The organism is Polystyrenella longa, from assembly GCF_007750395.1.
Lineage (GTDB): Bacteria > Planctomycetota > Planctomycetia > Planctomycetales > Planctomycetaceae > Polystyrenella > Polystyrenella longa.
The window spans coordinates 4,528,772-4,551,956 of sequence record NZ_CP036281.1; the positions used below are offsets into that span (position 1 = coordinate 4,528,772).

Below are 23,185 nucleotides of genomic sequence, written 5' to 3' on the forward strand. Positions count from 1 at the left end.
AGGGTCCGAACCGTCGCGATCGAGTGGGCTGATCGCGGCGGTCTTTTTATGCGCTGAAATAAGTTCGAGTCATAACCTTAGAGCACCTGGCTCATCGATAGAGACTATTCCTGTGGAGGTAAAATGACCAGGCCTTTCACGCCCAGGTCGATCTTAAACAAGCCTCCTCCACCGGAGAGTTCCCCCAAACCTCCCGTGATGTATATCGTCGTCCAGTCCGGACCCCCGAATGCCACATTGCTGGTGGTGATGTTGCCCCCCGCATATCGGGCGACAATTTCTCCGGACGGATTCAAGACCTGTACCTGCTTCATTCCGAAATGCGCGACGTAAAGGTTTCCGTCTGCATCGAGACAGATTCCATCAGGCTGGTTATCGATCTGCTCTCCCATCTTGGTTGGCAGCTTTGCGAAAACCTGACGCTTGCCTACTTCGCCCGCATTTTTAACATCGTATTTAAGAATACGATTTTTCTTACTTTCACCGACGTACAGAGTTTTCCGATCGGGTGTCAGCACAATTCCATTCGGAAAGGCAAGCCCTTCATCAATAAGATGAGTCTTACCGGCCGGATCGACATAGTGAACCGTCCCGATCAGCTTCTTGTCATCCGATCCACCGGGATCTGTAAAGTAAAATCCGCCTTCAGGATCGAGTGACAAATCATTCGGCCCACGCAGTGGTGTTCCGTTACATTCAGAGGAAGCATTCCCCAGGACTTTTCCATTCGCATCCAAGTGCAGCACAGCGTGCATACTCGCGTCACAAACCAGATGCGTTCCGTCCGCCAGCACTTTGTGACCATTCGGAGCCCCCAGGTTTGCCCAGACTTCATGCTCTCCATTGATATTGAATTTGGTGATTTTGTCCCCATGGGAGACATACCCGTGCCCACTATGATCAAACACGACCCCTTCGCAGTACCGATCCACTTCGAACAGCTTCACCGTTTTCACATCGGATGCTTTCGGTAATTCCGCAGCTTGGGCGAAACTCCAGCTGCTAAAACCGAGAGACAGCGAAAACAGTACCAGAAAAGATCGAACCGAAAATGACATGAGAGACTCTTTCAAGGTGCGGCAGATGAAAAATCAGGAGCTGGCTTATGGCCTGTGCTCGGAAATACCCACAAACGGGACATTCCACTCTACCCATCCTCTCGGGCAGAATCAAACTTCAAACACCCCTGCTTCAAATACCCCAATGCCCCAGCCCTTTTCGGGCGGACCAGTTAACTAACGTCCTGCCCCTACCCGCCGCACACCTCGCCATTTATAATCCGTAAGAATATCCCCCTCTTTATTGATACTTGGAATTTACCCTCGATATGACTTCCAACCCGAATGCCGGTTCTCCCCGCAAAAAAATGACTCTGCCCCGTTTTCTGGCCCAAAAAGAAAAGGGAAAGAAAATCACTATGGTCACGGCCTACGATTATCTGTGGGCTCAGTTGTTCGACGAAGCAGGTGTCGACAGTATTCTAGTCGGTGATTCTCTGGGAATGGTTGTCCAAGGAAGACAATCGACCGTCCCCGTCACACTCGATCAAATCATCTATCATGGAGAAATGGTCGTTCGAGCAGTCAAAAACGCCCTCGTCATCGTCGACATGCCCTTCATGTCATACGAAGTCTCCCCTCAGGAAGCGATTCGAAACGCGGGCCGGATCCTTAAAGAAACGGGAGCGACCGCAGTCAAACTCGAAGGGGGTGAATCGCAGGCCGAAACCATCCGAGCCCTGGCCCGCTCGGAGCTGGCCGTCATGGCGCACGTGGGGATGAAACCGCAGTCGCACCAACTGCTGGGGGGGATGGGACGAATTCAACGAAATGAAGCTCAGCTGATCGCGGATGCTAAGGCCGCCGAGGAGGCCGGGGCCTTCGGAATCGTACTGGAACTGATCCCCGCCGATCTCGCCCAGAAAGTCACAGATGCGATTTCCATTCCGACGATTGGAATTGGAGCCGGGCCCCACTGCGATGGGCAGGTTCTCGTCAGTCCTGATATGCTCGGGCTGACTCCCGGTTTCCAGCCTCGTTTTCTCAAACATTTTGCGAACTTACGTGACGCCGCGATCGACGGGACACGTAGCTTCATCGACGAGGTCGAATCGGGACAGTATCCCGACGCCAGCCACAGCCACGAGTAAGACTTTTATCTCCGAATGAAGTCGCCGCTGCTTGAAATTAAATGGCTCCTTATAAGCCCTGCCAGTTCACTGTCACATGGCTACCAGTACACCAACCTGGCAAGAGAAATTGCTTTCTCAACTCGACGCGTTGATTCCTACCAGTAAGAGGTCTAAAATCTACTGATTCTGCGTTAATTTCACGTTTTAATTACTGCCACGCCTCTTTTCAGGCTTCCCGAACATCTCGTTTTGCTCCTCCGGATTCTCTGTATGACCACCAAGAACGACGAACGTCCTCTCACCTCCACCAATGGTGATACCGCAATAAATCCTGCTCCCAACGTCGATCTCCCTCGCATCGAGAAGGCGGTCCGCGAGATTCTGGCATCTGTCGGTGAGGATCCTGATCGAGAAGGTTTGCTGGAAACTCCGGCGCGTGTCGCTCGGATGTACGCCGAGATCTTCAGCGGTCTGCACATCGATCCAGCACGGCATCTGGAAAAAGTCTTTCAGGAAGAATACGACGAAATGGTGCTCGTGAAGGATATCTCCTTTAATAGTACCTGCGAACACCATCTGCTTCCCTTCCTGGGGGTCGCCCATGTCGGTTATCTGCCGCGTGGGAAGATTGTCGGACTTAGCAAACTGGCACGCGTTGTTGAGGAGGTCTCCCGACGTCCACAGGTCCAGGAAAGAATGACGCATCAGATCGCCGATATGCTTAGTGAAAAGCTCGACCCCAAAGGAGTGATCGTTGTCATCGAGGCCGAACACACCTGTATGTCCATTCGAGGTATTCGCAAACCGGGAAGTTCAACGATTACGAGCGCTGTCCGCGGGTTGTTCAAATCGAATGAATCAAGTCGGGCCGAAGCGATGTCGTTGATTCAACATCCATCACGCTAATTCTTTTCGGAATGAACGTCAGAGCATCTCACCTGCCCGAATGAGAGTGGCCCTCACCTGCCAGTGAATGGTACAATGAAGAAATGAATCCTGACGGTTTTCTTCCGTCTGGATTCAACAACACCAGTGAAGTCGGTTATGGCTCACAATCACTTCCTGCCGACCCAATGCCGACAATGCATCGGCACTCCCTGTATCACCTCATTAACAAACAATCGGTTTCAGACGATGGCGGAACTTTTTCCGTTCTGCCGGTAATATTCGCATATCCGTTTCCGCAACATTTTCAGGCCAACATTTTGAGGACCCCGTGGACGAAGAACGTCGTGGTATCTACGAAGACCTTTCGAGCTTAATCGAAGGGGACATCCGCTGTGATGCCAGTTCACGAGCAATTTACAGTGCCGATGCGAGCCTGTACGCCATCGACCCTCTGGCCATCGTCGCCCCGAAACATAGTGACGACGTTGTCGCTCTGGCGCGGTATGCCCATTCCAAGAATTATTCGCTGACACCGCGAGGCGCTGGAACGGGAACGACAGGTAGCTGTCTCGGCAGTGGAATCATCGTCGATTTTTCCCGCTATATGAATCAGATCGAATGGATCGATGAAGAGACGGTACGTGTCCAGCCTGGAATAACCCGGGCACGGTTAAACCAGGAACTGGCCAAATCGGGACGTTACTTTGCTCCTGATCCTGCGAATGCGGATGTCACTACGATTGGAGGGATGCTGGGCGTCAATTCCGCCGGTTCCCGCTCCGTTCATATCGGTACTACCCGCGACCATGTCCACAGTATTGAACTCGTCACCAGCACAGGTCATCGATTCGAAGCCGGGCTGGAGTCGCTACGAATTCTGACTTCTCTTCCGCCTCAGACGTCCCATGTACCGCTGGTGAATGGAATCACATCAACCGAGGATCCTGTTCTCGAACAGAACTACAAACGAACGCTAGTCAGTAAACTCGCCAAACTTCTCGAAGACAATGAAGAGCTGATCTACGCCAAACAACCTTCGATGTTGAGAAACACTTGCGGCTACATCGTTCGAAAAGTGCTTCTTGAAGGCCGAGTCAATCTTCCCCGATTGCTGGTCGGCTCTGAGGGAACGTTGGGAATGTTCACCGCCGCAACATTGCATACGACTCCTCTTCCCGAGTTCCGCGGCATCGCTCTGATTCTATTCGGTCAAACTCAAGCGGCGATCCAGGCAATGCAGGCAATCACCCCACTGCGTCCTTCTGCCTGCGATTTGCTCGACCGTCGATTAATCTCTCTGGCTCGCGAAGCCGACGATAAATTTGCCCAGTTAATCACGCCTGCCGCAGAAGCAGCAATGTTGGTAGAAGTGACCGGGTTAAACGAAGCCGACGTAAAAAGACGTCTGCAGAGTATGTTACAAAAAGTGCGTAGCCTGCAGATTAAAGCGGTCTTCGCTTCTGAATCCTACGACCGCGAAGACGTCGAGTTCCTGTGGTCATTGCCACGTCGCGTTGTTCCGCATCTTTCCCGTTTAGGTGGAGTCGAACGTCCCGTCCCGTTTGTGGAAGATGTCGCAGTCTCCCCCGATCGGCTGGGCGATTTCCTGAGCGATGCTCAGAAAGTATTCCAGAAGCATCAGGTCACGGCGTCCCTGTATACACATGCCGCGTCCGGCCAGGTTCACTTTCGCCCATTTCTTCCCACACCGACTCAACAAACGGGCCACAAGCTGGAAGCAATTGCACGCGATTTATACCAAATCGTCTTTCGCTATGAGGGAACAATCAGCGGAGAACATGGCGACGGGCTCTCTCGTACTGCTTTCATCCGCTCCCAGTACGGAGATCTTTACCGCGTCTTCCAGCAGGTAAAGGATTTGTTTGATCCACACAATCTGATGAACCCGGGTAAGATCATCAGTGACGATCCGCACTTGACCACACGCTATCTTCGACCTTCGTTACCTCCCGAACCTCAATACGTCAAACTGCAAGTGGAATGGACTCCTCAGGAACTCTTCAACGAAACCTCTGCGTGCAACGGTTGCGGTAGCTGCAAATCGACCGCAGTCGACTTGCGAATGTGTCCATTTAACAAACGGGAAAACACCGAAGAAAACAGCCCTCGCGCCAAAGCCAATCTACTGCGAACTTTCCTTACTCGCCGGGAATTGGCCCACCGCTGGTCGGAAGAAGAAATCCGAGAGGTCACCGACTCCTGCTTCAACTGCAAACAGTGCCAACTGGAATGTCCTTCAAATGTGGACATTCCCTACATGGTGCTGGAACTCAAAGCGAATTACGTGGCAACGCACGGGCTGAAACAACCTGACTGGGTTCTATCCCGCGCCCATTCCTTCGGCAGCCTCGGTTGCTCCACATTTTTCTTGGCGAATCGATTGATTGGGAACCGTCTTTCTCGCTGGTTCATCGAAAAGATCGTGGGCATTTCCCGTTACCGCAAACTTCCGTATTTCGCCCGTAGAACTTTTGTGAAAGGCCCCGGTCGCGCGTATCGTAAATTGCCGCCCCGCTCAGGAAACAATGTTCCCGTAGTTTATTTCATGGGGGACTACGCGAATCATCACGACCATCAACTGGCACGAGCGTTTATCGCAATCCTGGAACATCACGATATCCAAATTCACATCCCACCCCACCAGGCCAGTTCCGGTATGGCCATGATCTCCGCAGGCGACTTTGTCGCTGCTCGCGATGTCGCTACCACCAACATTCGGGAATTGGTCGAACTCGCACGTGAAGATTATCGAATTGTTTGTACAGAGCCGGCGTCCGCCATCGCACTTAAACAGGAATACCCTCGCCTGGTCGATCATCCTGATGTTCAAATCGTCGCTGACCAGGTTATTGAAGCTGGCGCATTCCTGGAAGAACTGCATCTTCAGGGAAAATTGAAAACTGATTTCAAACCGCTCCCCCACCGCCTCGGTTACCACACACCCTGCCATCTCAAAGCCCTCGGCAAAGGAACTCCCCTGATGCGGCTGTTGGAGTTGATACCTGAACTGGAAATGATTCCTATTGAGGAAGGATGTTCCGGAATGGCGGGGACTTTCGGGATGGCCCGGGATACCTTCGATCAATCGCTGGAAATCGGCCACCGGCTCATCGAACGGATGCAAAATCCCGATTTCGATTTCGGCACCACCGAATGTGCCAGTTGTAAAATGCAGATGGAACAGGGAACGACGATGCCGACGTTACACCCTCTGAAAATTCTAGCCCTCGCTTATGGACTGCTCCCTGAAGTCGAAGCGAAACTCCGTCCCAATAATCAGAGACTCATCGTATCATGAAAGTCCACCTCACTCTATTTGCCGCCGCGCAGGAGTTAGCCGGAGCGAAAACGATCGAACTTGATTTCGAACAGGAGCAAATCAATCTCCACGAACTTCGCTCTGCCCTCACAGAGAAGTTTCCAGCAATGTCGGCACTCGCCCCTCATCTTCTATTCGCCGCGGGGACGGACTACCTTCCTCCAGAGAGTATCATCACCGACGGCGATCAACTCGTCTGTTTCCCTCCCGTTAGCGGTGGCTAGCTCCACCGGAATTCCTCTGCACTCGATTCGAGTAAATCGCTGCGATTCCCTACCCTATGGAAGATTCAGGAGAATTCAGGGACTCGCCCTGATATAATTCATTCGTTGCCTTCTTTTCACAGCACTGAACATACGCCAATGCACATCGAACTAACTAACGATGTCATCCAAACGGAAGACGTTTACGCTTACGTCTCCTCCAAGGATGCCGGAGCTGTTGTTTTATTTCTGGGTACTGTTCGGGAGATGACGTCCGGACGCCAAACTGTCGCTCTCGATTACGATGCTTACCCAGAGATGGCACAGGCGCAAATGCAGGACCTGGCTCAGGAAGCGATCGACAAATGGCCGATCGTGAATGTTGCTATCGTTCATCGGCTGGGGCATCTCGAACTGGGAGAAATCAGCGTGGCGGTCGCCGTTAGTACGCCACACCGGCGCGATGCATTTGAGGCCGGTCAATATCTGATTGATGAACTGAAAGTTCGCGTTCCTGTTTGGAAGAAGGAAAACTGGAGCGACGGAACGACGGAATGGGTCCACCCTACCTGAACCATGGACGGCGATTTCACTATTACGTATCAACTCAACTGATTGCAGAACACCTTCATGCCACTCAATCTTTTGACCGACACCTTTGGTCGCCAACATAACAACCTCCGGATCAGCGTGACCGACCGCTGTAACCTCCGGTGTTTCTATTGCATGCCGGCTGACAACGTTCAGTTCATGGATCGCAAACATCTGTTGACATTCGAAGAGATCGAGCAGTTCGTTCGGATGGTCGTGAAAGTAGGCGTTAACAAAATCCGCATCACCGGGGGCGAACCACTCGTACGCAAAGATCTGCATTTGCTCATTGCCGAGTTGCATAAAATTCCGGAACTAATAGACATCGGCATCACCACCAACGCAATGCTGCTACCCGAACAGGCTCACCTGTTAAAAGAAGCGGGCCTGAGCCGAGTTAACATTAGCCTGGATGCCCTCTCACCTGAGAAATTTAAACAGATCACCCGCCGCGAAGGTTATGAAAAAACTCTCGAAGGAATTCAGGCTGCCCAGGACGCGGGCTTTGACCCTATCAAAATCAATGCAGTCTCTGTCCGGGGCGTCACCGAGGAGGAGATTGTCCCCTTCGGAGAATTCGCTCGAAAAACCGGGCTCGAAATTCGCTTTATCGAATTCATGCCACTCGATGCCGAAAACGCGTGGGAACGGGAAAAGGTGTTGTTTGCCCACGAAATCATCGAGAAACTGTCCACCGAGATAATGCCACTGGAGCCAACTGGGAATAACGCCCCCACGGCTCCCGCAACGGAATTTCAATTCGCGGATGGCATTGGCAAAATCGGATTCATTTCATCTGTCTCTCGCCCCTTCTGCCAGAACTGTAATCGGTTCCGACTCACGGCTGATGGAAAAATGCGGAACTGTCTTTTCAGTCTGGAAGAGACCGACATCAAATCATTACTCCGGGCCGGTGCCTCGGAAGAAGAAGTTCTCGCGGCCGTCCGAGGCAGTATTCACGACAAAAAAGAGGGACACGAGATCAACACCGCCCGCTTCATTCAGCCCGATCGTCCCATGCACTCGATCGGTGGCTAGTGTCTTACGAGCCCCGCACGATTATCATCTCTCCTTTTCCCTTAAGTTCTCTACGCTACTAATACGATGACGCTTTACTTCGACAATGCCGCGACCAGTTTCCCCAAACCGGATTCGGTTTATGACGCCATGAATCATTACAATCGCGCTCTGGGTGTGGCCGTTGGAAGAGGGCATCATCGAGCCGCCGGAGAAGTGAATAGTCGCATCGAACGTTGCCGACAATTGGCGGCGCAGCTGTTCAATATCCCTAATCAGAAACAGATTATTTTTACCTTCAACGGAACAGACAGTCTGAACCTCGCACTGCGGGGCGTGCTCCGTCCGGGTGATCATGTCATCACGTCCGTTATGGAACACAACTCGGTTTTACGGACAGTGAAAGACCTGGAGGAACACTCGGGAGTAGAAGTCAGCTGGTTGTCCGCAGACGAGACAGGCCTCATTCAGATCGAAAAACTCAAGGCAGCCTTCCGTCCTAATACACGCCTCGTGGCCTTAATCCACGCCTCCAATGTGACTGGCACACTTCAACCCGTCGAGGAAGCGTGTTCTCTGACGAAGGAACGAGGGGCGTTGTTCCTGCTCGATGCGGCCCAAACCGCAGGACAGGTTCCTATCGATATCGCTAGCTTACCGATCGATTTTCTGGCCTGCCCTGGCCACAAAGGCCTCCTGGGGCCCCTTGGGACTGGCCTGCTCTACATCAATCCTGAGATCACCGAGCAAGTTACCAGCTTACGCACCGGCGGAACGGGTACCAACAGCGAAGAGGCCACCCAACCGACGGCTTGTCCTGAGAAATACGAATCAGGAAATCACAACGCGCCCGGTTTACTGGGACTCACAGCCGGACTTGAGTTTTTAAAAGAACGCACCATTGCAGACATTCGAAAGCACGAAACGGAATTGATGCAGCAACTACAGGACGGCCTCTTAGAACTGCCGGGCCTGACCGTATACGGTCCTCATAGCCCCTCAGCTCGCACAGGGGTACTCAGTCTTAACCTTGAGAATTTTGACCCGCAGGATCTCAGTGTGGTTCTAGACGAGACATTCGAGATTCAGACACGCTCGGGTTACCACTGTGCTCCTGGCGCCCATCAGGTCATAGGATCATTCGAACGAGGGGGTACTCTCAGACTCAGTCCCGGACCCTTTACGACCAGCAACGACATCGAAACAGTCGTGGCCGCATTCCGGGAAATCACCTCACCGTGATGGACAGGAAATGGCCTAAAGAGTGACACGATTATGCGCTGCGAGCTTCGTCGATCGGTAACATCTTCGGAATCGGGACCTGCAAACCCACTACCTGACCAAACTTTCGTTCGAGCGTACTGAATTTGAATCGCAGAAAATCAAATAGCTCGCGCGGCGGCTTCATCGCCAGATAAGCTCTGACATACTTGGCCATCAGCAGATCGTACTCTTTTTCACTCATCGAGTGCACATAACATCTTCCGGGCAACCGACGAATGTCCCCGTTGAATTCCGGGCTGATATGGTACAACTCGTGTAAGACGGTGACCATCTTTTCAGAGAATGTCTGCTCTTGAAAGCGAGGCAGATAGAACGTGAGCATGTAGAGCATTTCGCGACGTCCCTGAAAAAGCCGTTGTGCTTTCCACCGTTGTCCCTCTCGATTTGTTTCGAGAGTTCCTCCTTCAAACCGGAGCGGTGTCAGTTTCGCCTGAAGACCCCAACTCACTTTCCGCCTGGCCTGCGCATAGGTCACGACGATTTCATCCATGTTGATATGCTGAAAGACATCAAGTCGTTCGCAAACATCTTCACAAAGACGACGCATCGCGCCCGTGAAATCAAATCCATGCTCATGATATTGCATGCTCGAGAGATTCCTTTTCTCGAAACAAAGCCAAGTAGAACTAAGTCAGTATGTTCGTTCAAACCGAGGAACAATCTTCACATCACATCCATTAAAACCCGCTTAAGAATAGCCACTATGCAATTATAGGACCAGAGGAATGAATCGTTTCGAATTCGGGCCAGAAGTAAATACCTAAAAAAACACCTGCAAACATGTTTGCAGGTGTTTTATATGATCATTAGATTTTCAGACGTTCGACTTACTCTTCTGTTTTCTCATCAGCTTCAGATGAAGCTTCAGGAGCTGCTTTTTCTTTGGTTGCTTTTGGTTCCGGAGTTGTTTCTTCTTCTACAACTGGTGCTTGTCGCTTCGATTTGACACGATCGTTTTCGCCAACGAACTCGATCAATGCCTGAGCACCAGAATCACCTAATCGAACTTCAGCAAGTCGGACAACACGAGTGTAGCCACCCTGTCGATCAGCGAATCGTTCGGCCAACTCATTGAAGAGAATATCAACGGCGAGATTATCGCGAAGTCGGGCAAAAGCACGGCGTCGAAGAGTCACAGAAGGAGCAATTGCCTGAGCCCATTTCTGCCACTGTTCAGAGTTACGCCATGTTTTCCATTCATCCGTATTCCGCTCAGCAGTCGTTGCATACTGAGCCGCATTGCGTTCATGTACCTGGGCTTTTTTAGCCAGAGTAATCAGTTTTTCAATGATTGGACGCAGCTCTTTGGCTTTGGGAACGGTCGTAATGATACGTCCCTGAACCTTAGGAGTGTTTTCGGCATCTTCATCAACACGCAATGAGCAAATCAGGCTATTAGCCATGTTGCTGAACATTGCCTTACGGTGCGGGGCGTTACGACCTAATTTACGGCCACGGAAACGGTGACGCATGGTACTGGACTATTCTTTTCAAATGTAGTGATGAAACGACTCAAATGAACCGTGATCATAGCAATTATTTTTTAACTCAACGACAACCAAGAGAAGCTCAGTAAATACTGAACCTCAACTATTTATTGACGAGGAGGAGGATTCATCGATCCCTGCGGGATTCGCATTCCCAAACGCAGGTTAATCTGATCAAGGCGGGCACGAACTTCGTGAAGTGTTGTTTCACCAAAGTTGCGAACCTGTAACAATTGATCTTCCGTTTTAGTAACCAGATCACGAACGGTGTTAATTCCCTCTGATTCAAGGCAGTTTGTTGCCCGAACAGAAAGATTCAATTCCGCCAATGATTGATTCAGCTTAGCTTCCATCTCAACATCAACAGGAGCGTAACCAGTTGCTTCCTGCATGCCTTTGAGACTACTTTCTGGAGGAAGTTCTGGACCTGGTTCTCGATAAGAGATAAACGGGTTGAGGTGTTTCCGCATAATTTTAGCGGCTTCAACCAAAGACATCTCCGGAGAAATTGTTCCGTCCGTCCAGATTTCCATTGTCAGTTTGTCATAGTTGGTTCGCTGCCCCACTCGTGTATCGACCGTTTTGTATCGAACTCGAGTCACGGGTGAGTAAATTGCGTCCAGCAGAATGACTCCTGATTCATTCTCCATCAAAGAACGTTCAGATGCTGGAATATAACCTCGACCACTATCGATCGTCAGTTCCATCGACAACGGAACATCGTCAGTCATCGTAGCGATGACAAGGTCTTTATTAATGATTTCGATCTGATTGTTGGTGATGACATCAGCACCCGTAACCACACCTCGTTCATGCTTTTCAATCCGCACCACCGTACTGACTGGATTGTAGCTTTTTACGATTAAGGATTTGAGGTTCAGGCAAATTTCAGTGACGTCCTCAACCACACCAGGAATGGTAGAAAACTCATGCTGAACACCCTGAATCTTAACACGCGTAACGGCACTGCCTTCCAGACTGGAAAGTAGAATCCGACGCAAGCTGTTTCCAATAGTGACACCATAACCACGTTCGAACGGTTCGATCGAAAAGCTTCCATAAGTTGTGGAAGCACTTTCCCGATCCAATTGAACACGATTCGGCAACTCCAGTCCGCGCCAACGAATACGCATCTGCGATTCTCCGGTATTCTGATAAAGTAGGGTTCAGGTCGTTAGGGTGGAAGACTCTATAGATCGAGTCGACCAACAAGGCGGCATTCGCCAGAAATCAGACGCGACGTTTCTTCGGAGGACGGCAACCATTATGAGGTAGCGGAGTTACATCTTCAATCACTTTGATATTGATGCCATTTCCCTGCAATCCAGTGATCGCACTTTCGCGTCCAGAACCAGGTCCTTTGACCCGAATTTCCATTTCGCGAACACCACATTTTGCAGCGCGTTCCGAACAGATTTCAGCAGCCTTTTGAGCCGCAAATGGCGTGCTCTTACGACTTCCTTTAAAACCAACAGTACCGGCCGATGCCCAGCAAATAACTTCGCCGTTGGTATCGGTGATCGTGACAATCGTGTTATTGAACGTTGCCTTGATATGGGCAATCGCTTTAGTAACGTGACGTCGGACTTTCTTTTTCTTCTGAACGGCCAACCCTGCACCCCTAAGTGTTTTCGTTTTTCTGGTTCAACAGAAACTTGTAATGAATGATGGAATAACGATTTCTTTACGAAAGACTGATTCAGCAAACCACAGAGAACGATCGATTCGTCTCTAATGTTTCATGTCTTTCACACCCTTTTTACCTGCAACGGTCTTTTTGATACCTTTGCGAGTACGGGCATTCGTTTGTGTATTCTGACCACGAACCGGCATACCACGACGGTGTCTGACACCACGGTAGCAGGCGATACTCTTCAGTCGGGAAACGTCTTCCTGATGCTGACGTCGAAGCTGACCTTCAACAGTCTGTTCTTTGTCAAGGTGATCGTTCAATCGAGCGATCTCATCTTCCGACAATTCAACCGCCTTGCGATGCGGATCAAGTCCCAGCGTTTCGCAAATCTGAATTGCCTTAAACTGACCGATACCATACAGGTAGGACAGGGAGATGTATGTTTTTTTATTATTGGGAGTATCGACACCGAGGATACGTGGCATCTTGAATCTCTCTTAAGTGTTGTGTGCTTGAAATCTGAGGCGTTATTAAGCGAGTGCAATTGGAATAATCAATGTTTACCGCTGATAGTGTTAATCCAGTCCGGTAATCCGTTCATTGGAACCGACTCAGTGGACGATTCGAAATTTCTTTAACCCTGGCGTTGTTTATGACGCGGATTAGAAGAACAGATCACATAAATTTTCCCTTTACGACGCACTACTTTGCAATGTTCGCAGATTCGTTTCACGCTGGCGCGAACTTTCATAATGTCACCCTGAATATGTAGATGAAAGACTCACACTAGGGCAAGTTTTCACCAACGTCACTGTTTGATGAACTGAAATCCTAAAATGTCATCCGGAGAGTTCTTGCGCAAAGTCAAGACCGGAAGCGAAGCATTATAGGCCTTATTTTGTATAATTCACAAGCCTGCCTTGGCTAAAAACTGGTGAATCAACAGTTTATGTAAGACCGAGAAAGGTAGCTTTTGTCAATAATGGTCCCAATTGGTCGATTACTGATCATAACTACATTCCTGATCGTAGCCTCCCTCACTACCTGTCGTCTGCTTCCAGCAGACCTGAGTAGTTGTGCATAACGAGGTGGCTGTCAATTTTTTGTACAAGATCAAGAGCAACAGAAACAACAATCAGAAGTCCTGTTCCCCCATAGAACATTGCAATTCCCACAGGGAGGTCAGCAAACAAGTTCATAATCAATGTTGGGAAGATGGCAATAACGGATAGGAAGGCCGCACCAACATAGGTGATGCGAATCATTACTTGCTCAAGATAAGCTGCTGTCCGATTACCTGGGCGGTAACCTGGAATGAAGCTACCGTAATTCTGTAGGTTCTCTGAAATCTCTTTCGGGTTGAACATAATCGCCGTCCAGAAGTAACAGAAGAAGTAGACAAGAAAGATATAGAGAACGTTGTAAATATATCCGCTTCGGCTATTCGAAAAGACGTTAGTCAACATCGCAACCATGCTGCTCTCAGGCCAAATTGAGCCCAACCAGCTGAACATCATTGTTGGGAATAGCAACATGCTGGAAGCAAAAATGATCGGCATTACGCCGGCCTGATTAACTCGAAGTGGTAGTGACTGTCGCTGGCCACCCATCACTCGATTACCTCGAACGTGTTTAGCCGACTGTATCGGAATTCTTCGTTGACCTTGCGTGATGGCAATAACACCAACAACCACTGTCACAAATATTACCGCAAGTATGAGAAGTTCACCGACATCGAGCCCCTTGCCCGCTCCCAGTTGAACACCTTCATTAACACCTTTACTGATCAAACCCCAAGCTTCAATTGGCATACGAGCCAGAATTCCAGCCATGATTAACAGACTGATTCCGTTACCAATACCATAAGCGTCAATTTGCTCTCCAACCCACATCAGGAACAATGTTCCAACAGTCATGGTGAGTACGCAGGCAAAGATAAAGAACGGTTCATCATAACCAGTTTGGATCAAAGACATTCCTGATCCCATACCGCTCCTGAGCCAGTTGATCCACATATAACTTTGAACGAGACAGATCGGAATCGTCGCGTATCTTGTGTATTCATTAATTTTGCGCTGACCAGACTCGCCCTCTTTTTTCAACTGTTCCAACGGTGGATAAACACTCGTAAGGAGCTGAAAAATAATAGAGGCAGAGATGTAAGGCATAATGCCAAGGCCGAAGATTGTTGCCTGTTCAAGGTTTGAACCCGAGAACATGGAAACAATCTGCATCATTTGACCGAGACCACCCGTGTCTCCAGCCATGTTCTCTATGTTCTGCCTGAGTAATTCCTGGCTGACAATTGGAAGCGGAATCCAGGAACCAAGCCGATACACCAGCAATAAGCCGAGTGTCAACATGATCTTCCTGCGTAGTTCCGGAATCCTGAATAACAAGGTCAATTTGGAAAACATATTCAAATCCCTTTGTCAGATATGATCCAGGAACACTGATTCTGAATTAAAACTGAGAACAGATGGCACAGAGGTAAGATGCGGGGTTACTAGGAGTCTAGTGATTCAATCACTTCGGCGGTCCCGCCTTTAGCAGTGATCTGCTCTAGAGCAGTCTTAGAGAAACGATGGGCTTTCACCGATAGTTTCTTCGTAAGCTCACCTGTTCCAAGGATTTTCACTTCCTCGAACTTATTATTAATCAGGTTTTTAGCCTTAAGAATATCAGGAGTGACTTCATCACCGTCATTGAAGCAATCTTCAAGACGAGAGAGATTCACTACACCAACCGTCGTCGCAAATCGTTTGTTATTAAAACCACGTTTGGCGATACGCTGGAATAGAGGAGTCTGCCCCCCTTCGAATCCAGTACGACGAGATGAACCTGAACGGCTGTAATACCCGTTGTGACCACGACCGGAAGTTTTTCCATGACCAGAACCTGGACCACGGCCAATCCGTTTACGTGTTTTGTTTTTCTTAATTCCGCGATGGACGTCATCAATAATCATTACAGTTCAACTCCTCTCAGACGTTGAATATCTTCACGTGTGCGGAGCTGTCGCAGCGCGTCAAATGTCGCTTTAACCAAATTCAACGGGTTAGTTGAACCGAAACTTTTGGTTAGAATATTACTGATTCCCACGGATTCAACCACTGCTCGAACACAGGCACCTGCAATGATACCTGTACCAGGCTTGGCGGGCATCAGAAGTACTTCGGATGCTCGATAACGACCGATCACGCGATGAGGAATTGTTGAGTTGATAATTGGAACTGCTTCCAGAGATTTATTTCCCTGCTTAACAGCTTTGTCAACAGCGAGTGGGACTTCAGTTGCTTTACCGTAGCCCCAACCTACTTTGCCGTTCCCGTCACCCACAACAACCAGAGCCGCAAAACTGAAACGACGACCACCTTTAACAACACAGGCACAGCGTCGAATCTGAACGACTTGTTCTTTGGATTCGGTTTTACTTTCAGTAGCCACTCGACTCATCTCCAGGTTGGAAATCAACGGTCACTATTTGACCGTCCTTATTATGTATTGGATAGTACCTGCTGATTAGAACTTCAATCCACCTTCACGGGCAGCATCTGCCAAGGCAGCGATCCGACCATGGTACTTATAAGCTCCCCGGTCAAAGACAACCTTTTCAATGCCTTTTTCAGAAGCTTTCTGAGCTATTTCTTTACCGACTGCAGCTGCTCCAACTCGATTACCAGTCAAATCAGATTTACCGAGAGTCGTACTAGCAACCAGAGTTTCACCAGCGACATCGTCGATAATTTGAGCGTAAATATGGTTGTTGCTGCGAAACACCGACAAGCGGGGTACGCCGTGCGCAGTCCGACGAATATGATTCCGAATACGGAATTTACGTCGTTTACGCATTGTATGAATCTGTTTTTGCCGTTTCATAACTGTGAACTCGACTAACTATATCTTTTTGAATCGATTCTGGGTACCGGTCGACGACAGGTTCTTTCAGAATCATTTATCAGGGTAATTTGTACAGTTTTAAATAACAACCGAAGAACAAACACAAAAGGGATTATTTACCAGCCAGAGCTTTACCCGCTTTGATGCGAACGAATTCACCCTCGTAGCGGATACCTTTACCTTTGTAAGGTTCAGGTGGTCGAACTTTTCTGATATTAGCAGCAAACTGACCTGCTTTTTGTTTGTCAGCACTGGTGATTGTAATATGGGTTGGATCCACACATTGACAATTAACACCTTCGGGAATTGGTAACTCAATCGTGTTTGCAAACCCGACTTGCAACCGAAGAACATTACCTTGAATCGTACCGTTGTATCCAACGCCTTTGATTTCAAGTTTACGTTCAAACAGTTCCTGGACACCCTGCACCATGTTTCCGATTAGACTTCGAGTCAATCCATGCAAAGCACGGTTTTGACGCTGGTCATTCGGTCGTGTGACAGCGATCTCCTGCTTATCAGAGTCGTAAGCGACATTCATATTAGGATGCCATGTAAAATCAAGAGACCCGTTCTTACCTTTTACAGTAATCGTGCCCTCTTTGATGTTCACATCGACGCCGTCATTGACAGCGATCGGCTTTTTTCCAATACGAGACATGGTCAGAAGTCTCCAAACCCAATTTATCTACCAGGTAATTCGTGTGTATGTAACTTAATGTAGGCTCTGAAGATCCTATTCAGAACCAGGGATCACCAGACTTCGCAGATCAACTCGCCACCAACGTGTTCTTTGCGAGCTTCCCGATTGCTCAGGATCCCTTTACTGGTGGAGAGGATATTAATACCCAATCCGTCCAGAACGTCGACCAAATCTTCGATCTTGCAGTAAACTCGGCCACCCGGTTTACTGAGGCGTTTAATGTGCTGTATTACCCGTTCACCGTTGGGGCCATACTTGAGGTTGACCCGCAAGATATTCTGCGGAGCATCTTCAATCTCAACCACATGGAAATCCCAGATGTAACCCTCTCGCTCCAGTGTTTCCGCAATTCCTTTTTTAACATTGGAATACGGCACATCGACAAAGGGGCGCTCGATCTGAATCGCATTACGTATGCGAGTCAACATATCGGCAATAGGGTCGGTCATCATATCAGCGATACCCTTACACGTTCAGAAAACTGATCTTATAAAATGATTGTAATTTTGTTTTTGAGATCGGAATAATATCAGACACTATGTCATTAATGTACGGTCGCTTACGTTTCCGTACCGATCTTGACTCAGGCCTTACCAGCTTGCTTTTTTAACGCCTGGAATAAGTCCATCCAGAGCCATGCTGCGGAAACAGATTCGGCAGACTTGAAATTTGCGATAAACAGCTCGCGGTCGACCGCAAAGTTTACAACGCGATTCTCTTCGCGATGTATACTTCGGTGTTCTTTCGGCTTTGGCAATTTTGGATTTACTGGCCATCGTAAGTCTCGTTGCTATAGGAGTAGCGAATGAATACGCTGAGTCCTGGAAAACTGTTGTTTGGTATATTTCGTTACTTGTCGACTCGGAAAGGCATGCCGAATTCTTTCAGCAGTGAACGCCCTTCGTCATTATTCATAGCAGAAGTAACAATCGTAATGTTCATCCCCTGGATATGTTGAACTTTATCCGATTTGATTTCAGGGAATACAACCTGTTCATTCAGTCCCATGTTGTAGTTTCCGTTGCCATCAAATCCGTTGGGATTCAAACCACGAAAGTCGCGAACGCGAGGCAAAGCCAATGTGATCAAGCGATCGAGGAAATCGTACATTCGACGCTTACGTAAGGTTACGCAACATCCGATTTCCATGCCTTCACGAAGTCGAAACGCCGCTACTGATTTTTTCGCACGGGTTTTCAGTGGGTGCTGACCGGCAATAACCTTCAGGTTTTCAAACGCCTCTTCGAGACGTTTTCTATCCTGAATAGCACTACCAACACCCATGCTGATAACGATCTTATCCAACTTGGGAAGCGAATGAATATTTTCGCGACCCAATTCCTTCCGGAGAACGGGGACAATGTCGTTTTTGTATTTTTCCTGTAGCCGGTTCATATCAGGGACTACTTGCAATTAATATGTCTTGGGAAAGTATATCTACTATTTGGCAGCGTGAGCGGCCTTAGCAGGACTGATGGTGTTGATCGAGGTTGAACACCCTTTGCAAAAACGCTCTTTGGAGCCGTCATCGCGGAAACGATAGCCAACACGAGTTCCTTTGCTGCAACTGCTGCAGTAGAACTTTACGTTTGAGCTGTCGACTGGAAGTTCAATCTGTAATCTACCACCTTGTGGACTTTTTGGATGTCCACGTCGTACGTGTTTGAATACCCGGTTGACACCTTCCAGTACCACTTTCTTCCCACCATCCAGGACTTGTACGACCTGACGAGGAGTGCTACCTGCATCGTTTCCGGAAATCACCAGTACGGAATCACCACGTTGAATTTTCATCGTTCAGACTACCTCGTTCGCCATACTGACAATTTTCATGAATCGGCGGTCACGAAGCTCTCGGGCTACTGCACCGAAAATACGTGTACCGCGAGGGTTGCCGTCGCCATCGACAATAACAACCGCATTTTTATCGAATCGAACATAGCTGCCATCATCTCGACGGATAGACTTACGGGTGCGAACGATAACCGCTTTTACAACGGTACCTTTTTTGACCGTACTACCTGGCAGAGATTTCTGCACGCTGACGACAATAATGTCACCAACCGTGGCGGTTCTTTTTTTGGTTCCGCCCAGAACCTTGATGCAGCGCACGAGTTTCGCACCCGAGTTATCCGCTACATCTAACATTGTTTGCATTTGAATCATGGCAGTTGCCTTGATGGTCTCAATTTATGGAACCTGGGAGTTGAAATCACCAGGAAATTGACAGGGAAAGACTATGTCTATTGAACGCTTTGTGTTGCTACAAGCACTTGAAGCAAAGTCCAGCGTTTAGTTTTCGACAAGGGGCGACTCTCTTCAATCTCAACGAGGTCCCCTTCATTGGCAACATTTTCTTCATCATGCACCTGACATACAGTACGACCCGACACAATTTTGCCGTAACGCTGATGCCGAAACCGTCGCGCGACTTCTACGCGAAGCGTTTTGTCACGTTTGCTGCTGGTTACTGTGCCTGTTAACTTTTTCTTCATTGCCGTTATTCCTGGCCGAAAACTTTATATAATAGATTAACTGTTGGCTTTGAGTCGCTCAGATTGAATCGTTTTAATTCGAGCGACTTCACGACGCATTTTTTTCAGCTCACTAGGAGCTTCCAGTTTTTCAGTCGTTGACTGAAAACGTAACTGGAAGAGCTCTTTTTGAGTTTCAGTCAGAACAGCATTTAGTTGTTCTTCATTCATTTCTCGAAGTTCTGCAGCCGTACTCATTATCTGATTTCCACAGTTATCTTGTTACCGGAAACAATAAGTTTCCGAACTTATTTATTACTGATACGGTAATAACAAACGTTTAATACCGTAGTTCGCAACTAAATCTTGGGTCGACGTCCAACCAACCGTACTCGTACCGGAAGTTTATGAGCCACACGATTAAAACAATCGCGAGCCGCTTCCTTATCGACACCAGTCAGTTCAAACATAATGGTTCCAGGACGAATCACTGCTACCCAGCGATCCGGATCCCCTTTACCTTTACCCATACGAGTTTCAAGTGGTCGAGCTGTTACCGATTTTTGCGGAAAAATCCGAATGTAGACTTTACCTTCACCACGGACATATTGAGTCGCTGCAATACGGCAGGCTTCAATAGTTTGTCCAGTGATATGTCCGGGGTCTAAAGACTGGAGTCCCCAATCACCAAAAGAGACAGTATTACCCCGAGAGGCGTTACCTTTTATGCGTCTTCTTTGGCTTTTTCGATGCTTGACCCGTCTTGGCATTAGTGCCATCGGTGTTGTCCTCTTCTGTAATGTCGCCTAAGTCAATCCAAACTTTAATACCAATGATTCCCTGAGGAGTCAGTGCTTCCGTTAAGCCGTAATCGATTCGTCGACGTAAAGTCGACAGTGGAACGGAACCGCGAGTTGCTTTTTCCGTTCGTGACATCTCGGCACCGCCGAGTCGTCCCGAAATCTGAATTTTAACTCCGTACACGCCAGCTTCCATTACCTGGTCCAGAGACCGTTTCATTGCTCTACGAAAACTACCTCGTTTGAGCAACTGTTGAGCAATGTCGTCTGCAACAAGTTTAGCGTTTCGCATCGGAGCATTGATCTCTTTGATCTTCAACTCCATTCGGCGACCGGTCAAATCTTCCAGTTCTGCTTTCAGCTTGTCAACTTCCTGTCCTTTTCGACCGATCAAAATACCGGGACGAGAGGTGTGAAGTAATAAGACAACCTGGTCGCGAGTTCTTTCGATTTCAATTTTCGGAATACCGGCGAACTGATATTTCTTTTTGATGAACTGGCGGATCTTCTGATCTTCAACCAAAAGTTTTCCGAAGTCCTTCTTCGAGGCGTACCAGCGGCTTCGCCATTCTTCCGCAATACCAAGTCGAAAACCGGTAGGGTGTACTTTTTGACCCATGTAACTGGAACCTCTATTTGTCTGTTTTGTTTATATCCTGAAAGATTACACAATCTCAGGAGCATCAAGTGCGATATGAATGTGAGAAGCGCGGCGACGGATAATAAAAGCCGTCCCACGAGCTCGTGGCTGAATTCGTTTAATCATCGGGCCGCCATCGACTCGAGCTTCCACAATTTTCAGCGAACCCACATTACGGGCCCCTTTGTCTTCCGCGTTAGCCACGACCGACTTCAGGACCTTTTCAAGCATTTTTGCACCACGGTTTGGTACGTATCGCAATGCATTCAGCCCTTCGACCGCACTCATACCACGAATCATATCTGCAAAGGGACGAACCTTTGTGGCAGAGATTCGAGCATTTTTGTGACTCGCCTTAATAACCGCCATTGTCTTGTACCTTTATGACTTCTTTAAACCTGCCCAGCTGAAACCAGCTGTGTGTATTCTCTGAATCAGGACCGGCCTAGCCGGGAACGTTATATCGAATAGCGAGAATCTTAAATGACTCATACGCCATCTGTTGTTATTTCTTACCGCGAGCACCATGACCACGGAAAGTCCGCGTCAGGGAAAATTCACCCAATTTATGTCCAACCATATCTTCCGTCACGTAGACTTGAAGATGTGCCCGGCCGTTGTGGACCAGGAATGTATGACCGATAAATTCAGGTGAAATGGTTGACCTTCGCGCCCAGGTTTTAATCGGCTGCTTTGCACCAGTCTCATCGAGCTTGGCAATCTTCTGCAGCAGCTTGGCGTCAACGAAAGGACCTTTTTTAAGGGACCGACCCATAACTTTATACCTTTTGTTTTCAGTAAGCTATCTTGCGATAACCGATCAAACTTTGAGTGTTCCATAACGACGTGATTTACGTCGTCGTACAATCGCTTTGGAAGAAGCTTTTTTACGTTTACGAGTTCCGCCCCCTTTGGCCAGTTTACCCGTCGGGCTACAAGGATGACGTCCACCACTATTGCGGCCTTCACCACCACCCATCGGATGAGCTACCGGATTCATCGCAGTACCACGAACGTGGGGACGACGACCCATCCAGCGTTTACGACCCGCTTTTCCAAGCGTAATGTTCTGGTGTTCACTATTACCAATCTCGCCGATAGTGGCGCGACAGGTACTGGGTAGACGACGAACCTCACCAGAAGGAAGCGTAATCTGAGCCCATTTGTCTTCACTCGCATTCAACACTGCTGATGTACCGGCACTTCGGGCCATTTGGCCACCTTTGCCTGGTTGCATTTCAATGTTATGAATGGCGGAACCCAGCGGTATATTTTTCAACTGCATGCAGTTACCGACTTCCGGTTCTGCGCTGTCGCCGCTGATAACCTTTGCACCAGCAACCAAACCTTCTGGTGCCAGGATGTATCGTTTCTCACCGTCAGCGTAGTGCAATAAAGCAATACGAGCAGTACGGTTTGGGTCGTACTCGATAAAAGCAACCGTTGCGGGAATACCGTCTTTGGTTCGTTTAAAATCGATAATACGATAAAGTCGCTTATGCCCACCACCACGATGACGCGAGGTGATTTTACCCTGATTATTCCGACCGCCGGCTCTTCTTAGTCGAACTACCAGAGACTTTTCTGGCCTCTTTTTACGATCCGTAATTTCAGCGAAGTCAGAAACGGATGCACCGCGTCGACCAGCTGATGTCGGTTTGTAATATCGAATACCCATTGTGACAACCTTTTATTGTAAAGAGCTTTCAGTTCTCTTATCTTGCATTCCAACAATCAAATCGGCTTAGAAGAACGAAATTCGATCATCATCGTGCAATTGTACGAAAGCCTTTTTCCAACTCTTGGTTTTACCAAGCATCATTTTATGTCGACGAGTTTTGCCCTGATGATTCTGAGTACGAACTCCGATCACCTTGACGCCCCACAATGTTTCGACTGCTTTTTTGATGTCCGTTTTATTGGCATCAGAATGCACTGCGAAAGTGTAGGTATTGTATTTCTCAGAGATGTGGGTCCCTTTTTCAGTCACGAGCGGTTTTAAAACAACCTGATGTGGCTCGAGGGTAATTCCACTTGTTTTGGCAGACATTGCTCAAACTCTCTTATGGATTTAGGTTAAATGTATTGTTAAGG

The 23,185-nt window shown here is 48.5% G+C and carries 32 protein-coding genes; 7 read left to right on the plus strand and 25 right to left on the minus strand.

Annotated elements, in window-relative coordinates; translation table 11 throughout:
* Positions 1–104: 104 nt before the first annotated feature.
* Positions 105–1,058 (minus strand): SMP-30/gluconolactonase/LRE family protein, encoded by a 954-nt coding sequence (locus tag Pla110_RS16700; protein WP_144997292.1) that lies wholly within the window; start codon positions 1,056–1,058, stop codon positions 105–107.
* Positions 1,059–1,327: 269 nt separating this feature from the next.
* Between Pla110_RS16700 and panB the strand changes: the two genes are divergently transcribed.
* The 7 genes from panB to Pla110_RS16735 all read left to right on the plus strand — a co-directional run bounded on the left by panB (position 1,328) and on the right by Pla110_RS16735 (position 9,412).
* Positions 1,328–2,149, plus strand: coding sequence for a 3-methyl-2-oxobutanoate hydroxymethyltransferase (panB, locus tag Pla110_RS16705; RefSeq protein WP_144997294.1), 822 nt, complete (start codon positions 1,328–1,330; stop codon positions 2,147–2,149).
* A gap of 252 nt (positions 2,150–2,401) precedes the next feature.
* A complete protein-coding gene (gene folE / locus Pla110_RS16710) occupies positions 2,402–3,037 on the plus strand; it encodes a GTP cyclohydrolase I FolE (RefSeq protein ID WP_144997296.1) in 636 nt (211 codons plus the stop codon).
* A gap of 310 nt (positions 3,038–3,347) precedes the next feature.
* On the plus strand, positions 3,348–6,338 hold the full coding sequence (locus Pla110_RS16715; protein WP_144997298.1) for an anaerobic glycerol-3-phosphate dehydrogenase subunit C: 2,991 nt from the start codon (positions 3,348–3,350) through the stop codon (positions 6,336–6,338).
* A complete protein-coding gene (locus Pla110_RS16720; RefSeq protein WP_144997300.1) occupies positions 6,335–6,583 on the plus strand; it encodes a MoaD/ThiS family protein in 249 nt (82 codons plus the stop codon). The genes Pla110_RS16715 and Pla110_RS16720 overlap by 4 nt, the downstream gene beginning before the upstream one ends.
* Positions 6,584–6,721: 138 nt before the next feature.
* Entirely contained in the window at positions 6,722–7,135 is a 414-nt protein-coding gene (locus tag Pla110_RS16725; protein WP_144997302.1) for a molybdenum cofactor biosynthesis protein MoaE, read from the plus strand.
* Between the two features lie 57 nt (positions 7,136–7,192).
* Positions 7,193–8,191 (plus strand): GTP 3',8-cyclase MoaA, encoded by a 999-nt coding sequence (moaA, locus tag Pla110_RS16730; RefSeq protein ID WP_144997304.1) that lies wholly within the window; start codon positions 7,193–7,195, stop codon positions 8,189–8,191.
* Positions 8,192–8,257: 66 nt separating this feature from the next.
* Positions 8,258–9,412 carry an aminotransferase class V-fold PLP-dependent enzyme gene (locus Pla110_RS16735; RefSeq protein WP_144997306.1) on the plus strand — a complete coding sequence of 385 codons (1,155 nt, stop codon included), beginning with the start codon at positions 8,258–8,260 and terminating at the stop codon, positions 9,410–9,412.
* Between the two features lie 31 nt (positions 9,413–9,443).
* Here the strand turns inward: Pla110_RS16735 and Pla110_RS16740 are convergent, their stop codons facing one another.
* The 24 genes from Pla110_RS16740 to rplW form a co-directional block, all read right to left on the minus strand.
* Complete coding sequence (locus Pla110_RS16740; RefSeq protein WP_144997308.1) at positions 9,444–10,040, minus strand: putative metallopeptidase; 597 nt, start codon at positions 10,038–10,040, stop codon at positions 9,444–9,446.
* 241 nt (positions 10,041–10,281) lie between these two features.
* Entirely contained in the window at positions 10,282–10,926 is a 645-nt protein-coding gene (locus Pla110_RS16745) for a bL17 family ribosomal protein (protein WP_144997310.1), read from the minus strand.
* A 122-nt stretch (positions 10,927–11,048) separates the two neighbouring features.
* Complete coding sequence (locus Pla110_RS16750; RefSeq protein WP_144997312.1) at positions 11,049–12,074, minus strand: DNA-directed RNA polymerase subunit alpha; 1,026 nt, start codon at positions 12,072–12,074, stop codon at positions 11,049–11,051.
* A 97-nt stretch (positions 12,075–12,171) separates the two neighbouring features.
* Positions 12,172–12,552: a 30S ribosomal protein S11 gene (gene rpsK / locus Pla110_RS16755; protein ID WP_144997314.1), complete on the minus strand. Its 381-nt coding sequence runs from the start codon at positions 12,550–12,552 to the stop codon at positions 12,172–12,174.
* 120 nt (positions 12,553–12,672) lie between these two features.
* Entirely contained in the window at positions 12,673–13,059 is a 387-nt protein-coding gene (gene rpsM, locus Pla110_RS16760; protein WP_144997316.1) for a 30S ribosomal protein S13, read from the minus strand.
* A 149-nt stretch (positions 13,060–13,208) separates the two neighbouring features.
* Complete coding sequence (rpmJ, locus tag Pla110_RS16765) at positions 13,209–13,325, minus strand: 50S ribosomal protein L36 (RefSeq protein WP_144997319.1); 117 nt, start codon at positions 13,323–13,325, stop codon at positions 13,209–13,211.
* Positions 13,326–13,614: 289 nt separating this feature from the next.
* A complete protein-coding gene (secY, locus tag Pla110_RS16770) occupies positions 13,615–14,991 on the minus strand; it encodes a preprotein translocase subunit SecY (RefSeq protein ID WP_144997321.1) in 1,377 nt (458 codons plus the stop codon).
* An 89-nt stretch (positions 14,992–15,080) separates the two neighbouring features.
* Positions 15,081–15,542 carry a 50S ribosomal protein L15 gene (rplO, locus tag Pla110_RS16775; RefSeq protein ID WP_144997323.1) on the minus strand — a complete coding sequence of 154 codons (462 nt, stop codon included), beginning with the start codon at positions 15,540–15,542 and terminating at the stop codon, positions 15,081–15,083.
* On the minus strand, positions 15,542–16,030 hold the full coding sequence (gene rpsE / locus Pla110_RS16780; RefSeq protein WP_144999742.1) for a 30S ribosomal protein S5: 489 nt from the start codon (positions 16,028–16,030) through the stop codon (positions 15,542–15,544). Before rpsE ends, rplO begins: the two co-directional genes overlap by 1 nt.
* 66 nt (positions 16,031–16,096) lie before the next feature.
* Entirely contained in the window at positions 16,097–16,453 is a 357-nt protein-coding gene (gene rplR / locus Pla110_RS16785) for a 50S ribosomal protein L18 (RefSeq protein ID WP_144997324.1), read from the minus strand.
* 133 nt (positions 16,454–16,586) lie between these two features.
* The gene (rplF, locus tag Pla110_RS16790; protein WP_144997326.1) at positions 16,587–17,135 is read right to left on the minus strand and encodes a 50S ribosomal protein L6; all 549 of its coding nucleotides are present in this window, start codon (positions 17,133–17,135) and stop codon (positions 16,587–16,589) included.
* A 92-nt stretch (positions 17,136–17,227) separates the two neighbouring features.
* Positions 17,228–17,629 carry a 30S ribosomal protein S8 gene (gene rpsH / locus Pla110_RS16795; RefSeq protein WP_144997328.1) on the minus strand — a complete coding sequence of 134 codons (402 nt, stop codon included), beginning with the start codon at positions 17,627–17,629 and terminating at the stop codon, positions 17,228–17,230.
* A 138-nt stretch (positions 17,630–17,767) separates the two neighbouring features.
* The gene (locus Pla110_RS16800) at positions 17,768–17,953 is read right to left on the minus strand and encodes a type Z 30S ribosomal protein S14 (RefSeq protein WP_144997330.1); all 186 of its coding nucleotides are present in this window, start codon (positions 17,951–17,953) and stop codon (positions 17,768–17,770) included.
* Between the two features lie 73 nt (positions 17,954–18,026).
* Positions 18,027–18,572, minus strand: coding sequence for a 50S ribosomal protein L5 (gene rplE / locus Pla110_RS16805; protein WP_144997332.1), 546 nt, complete (start codon positions 18,570–18,572; stop codon positions 18,027–18,029).
* A 45-nt stretch (positions 18,573–18,617) separates the two neighbouring features.
* Positions 18,618–18,971, minus strand: a complete 354-nt coding sequence (gene rplX, locus Pla110_RS16810) for a 50S ribosomal protein L24 (protein WP_144997334.1) — start codon at positions 18,969–18,971, stop codon at positions 18,618–18,620.
* 3 nt (positions 18,972–18,974) lie between these two features.
* Complete coding sequence (gene rplN, locus Pla110_RS16815) at positions 18,975–19,343, minus strand: 50S ribosomal protein L14 (protein ID WP_144997336.1); 369 nt, start codon at positions 19,341–19,343, stop codon at positions 18,975–18,977.
* Positions 19,344–19,420: 77 nt separating this feature from the next.
* Entirely contained in the window at positions 19,421–19,672 is a 252-nt protein-coding gene (gene rpsQ, locus Pla110_RS16820) for a 30S ribosomal protein S17 (protein ID WP_144997338.1), read from the minus strand.
* 36 nt (positions 19,673–19,708) lie between these two features.
* Positions 19,709–19,909, minus strand: a complete 201-nt coding sequence (rpmC, locus tag Pla110_RS16825; protein ID WP_144997341.1) for a 50S ribosomal protein L29 — start codon at positions 19,907–19,909, stop codon at positions 19,709–19,711.
* A 101-nt stretch (positions 19,910–20,010) separates the two neighbouring features.
* Entirely contained in the window at positions 20,011–20,430 is a 420-nt protein-coding gene (gene rplP / locus Pla110_RS16830; protein WP_144997343.1) for a 50S ribosomal protein L16, read from the minus strand.
* Complete coding sequence (gene rpsC / locus Pla110_RS16835; RefSeq protein ID WP_144997345.1) at positions 20,369–21,070, minus strand: 30S ribosomal protein S3; 702 nt, start codon at positions 21,068–21,070, stop codon at positions 20,369–20,371. The genes rplP and rpsC overlap by 62 nt, the downstream gene beginning before the upstream one ends.
* 45 nt (positions 21,071–21,115) lie before the next feature.
* A complete protein-coding gene (gene rplV, locus Pla110_RS16840; protein ID WP_144997347.1) occupies positions 21,116–21,460 on the minus strand; it encodes a 50S ribosomal protein L22 in 345 nt (114 codons plus the stop codon).
* A gap of 136 nt (positions 21,461–21,596) precedes the next feature.
* On the minus strand, positions 21,597–21,866 hold the full coding sequence (gene rpsS, locus Pla110_RS16845) for a 30S ribosomal protein S19 (protein WP_144997349.1): 270 nt from the start codon (positions 21,864–21,866) through the stop codon (positions 21,597–21,599).
* A 45-nt stretch (positions 21,867–21,911) separates the two neighbouring features.
* Complete coding sequence (gene rplB, locus Pla110_RS16850) at positions 21,912–22,769, minus strand: 50S ribosomal protein L2 (protein ID WP_144997351.1); 858 nt, start codon at positions 22,767–22,769, stop codon at positions 21,912–21,914.
* A 66-nt stretch (positions 22,770–22,835) separates the two neighbouring features.
* Complete coding sequence (gene rplW / locus Pla110_RS16855) at positions 22,836–23,141, minus strand: 50S ribosomal protein L23 (protein ID WP_144997353.1); 306 nt, start codon at positions 23,139–23,141, stop codon at positions 22,836–22,838.
* Between the last annotated feature and the right edge of the window lie 44 nt (positions 23,142–23,185).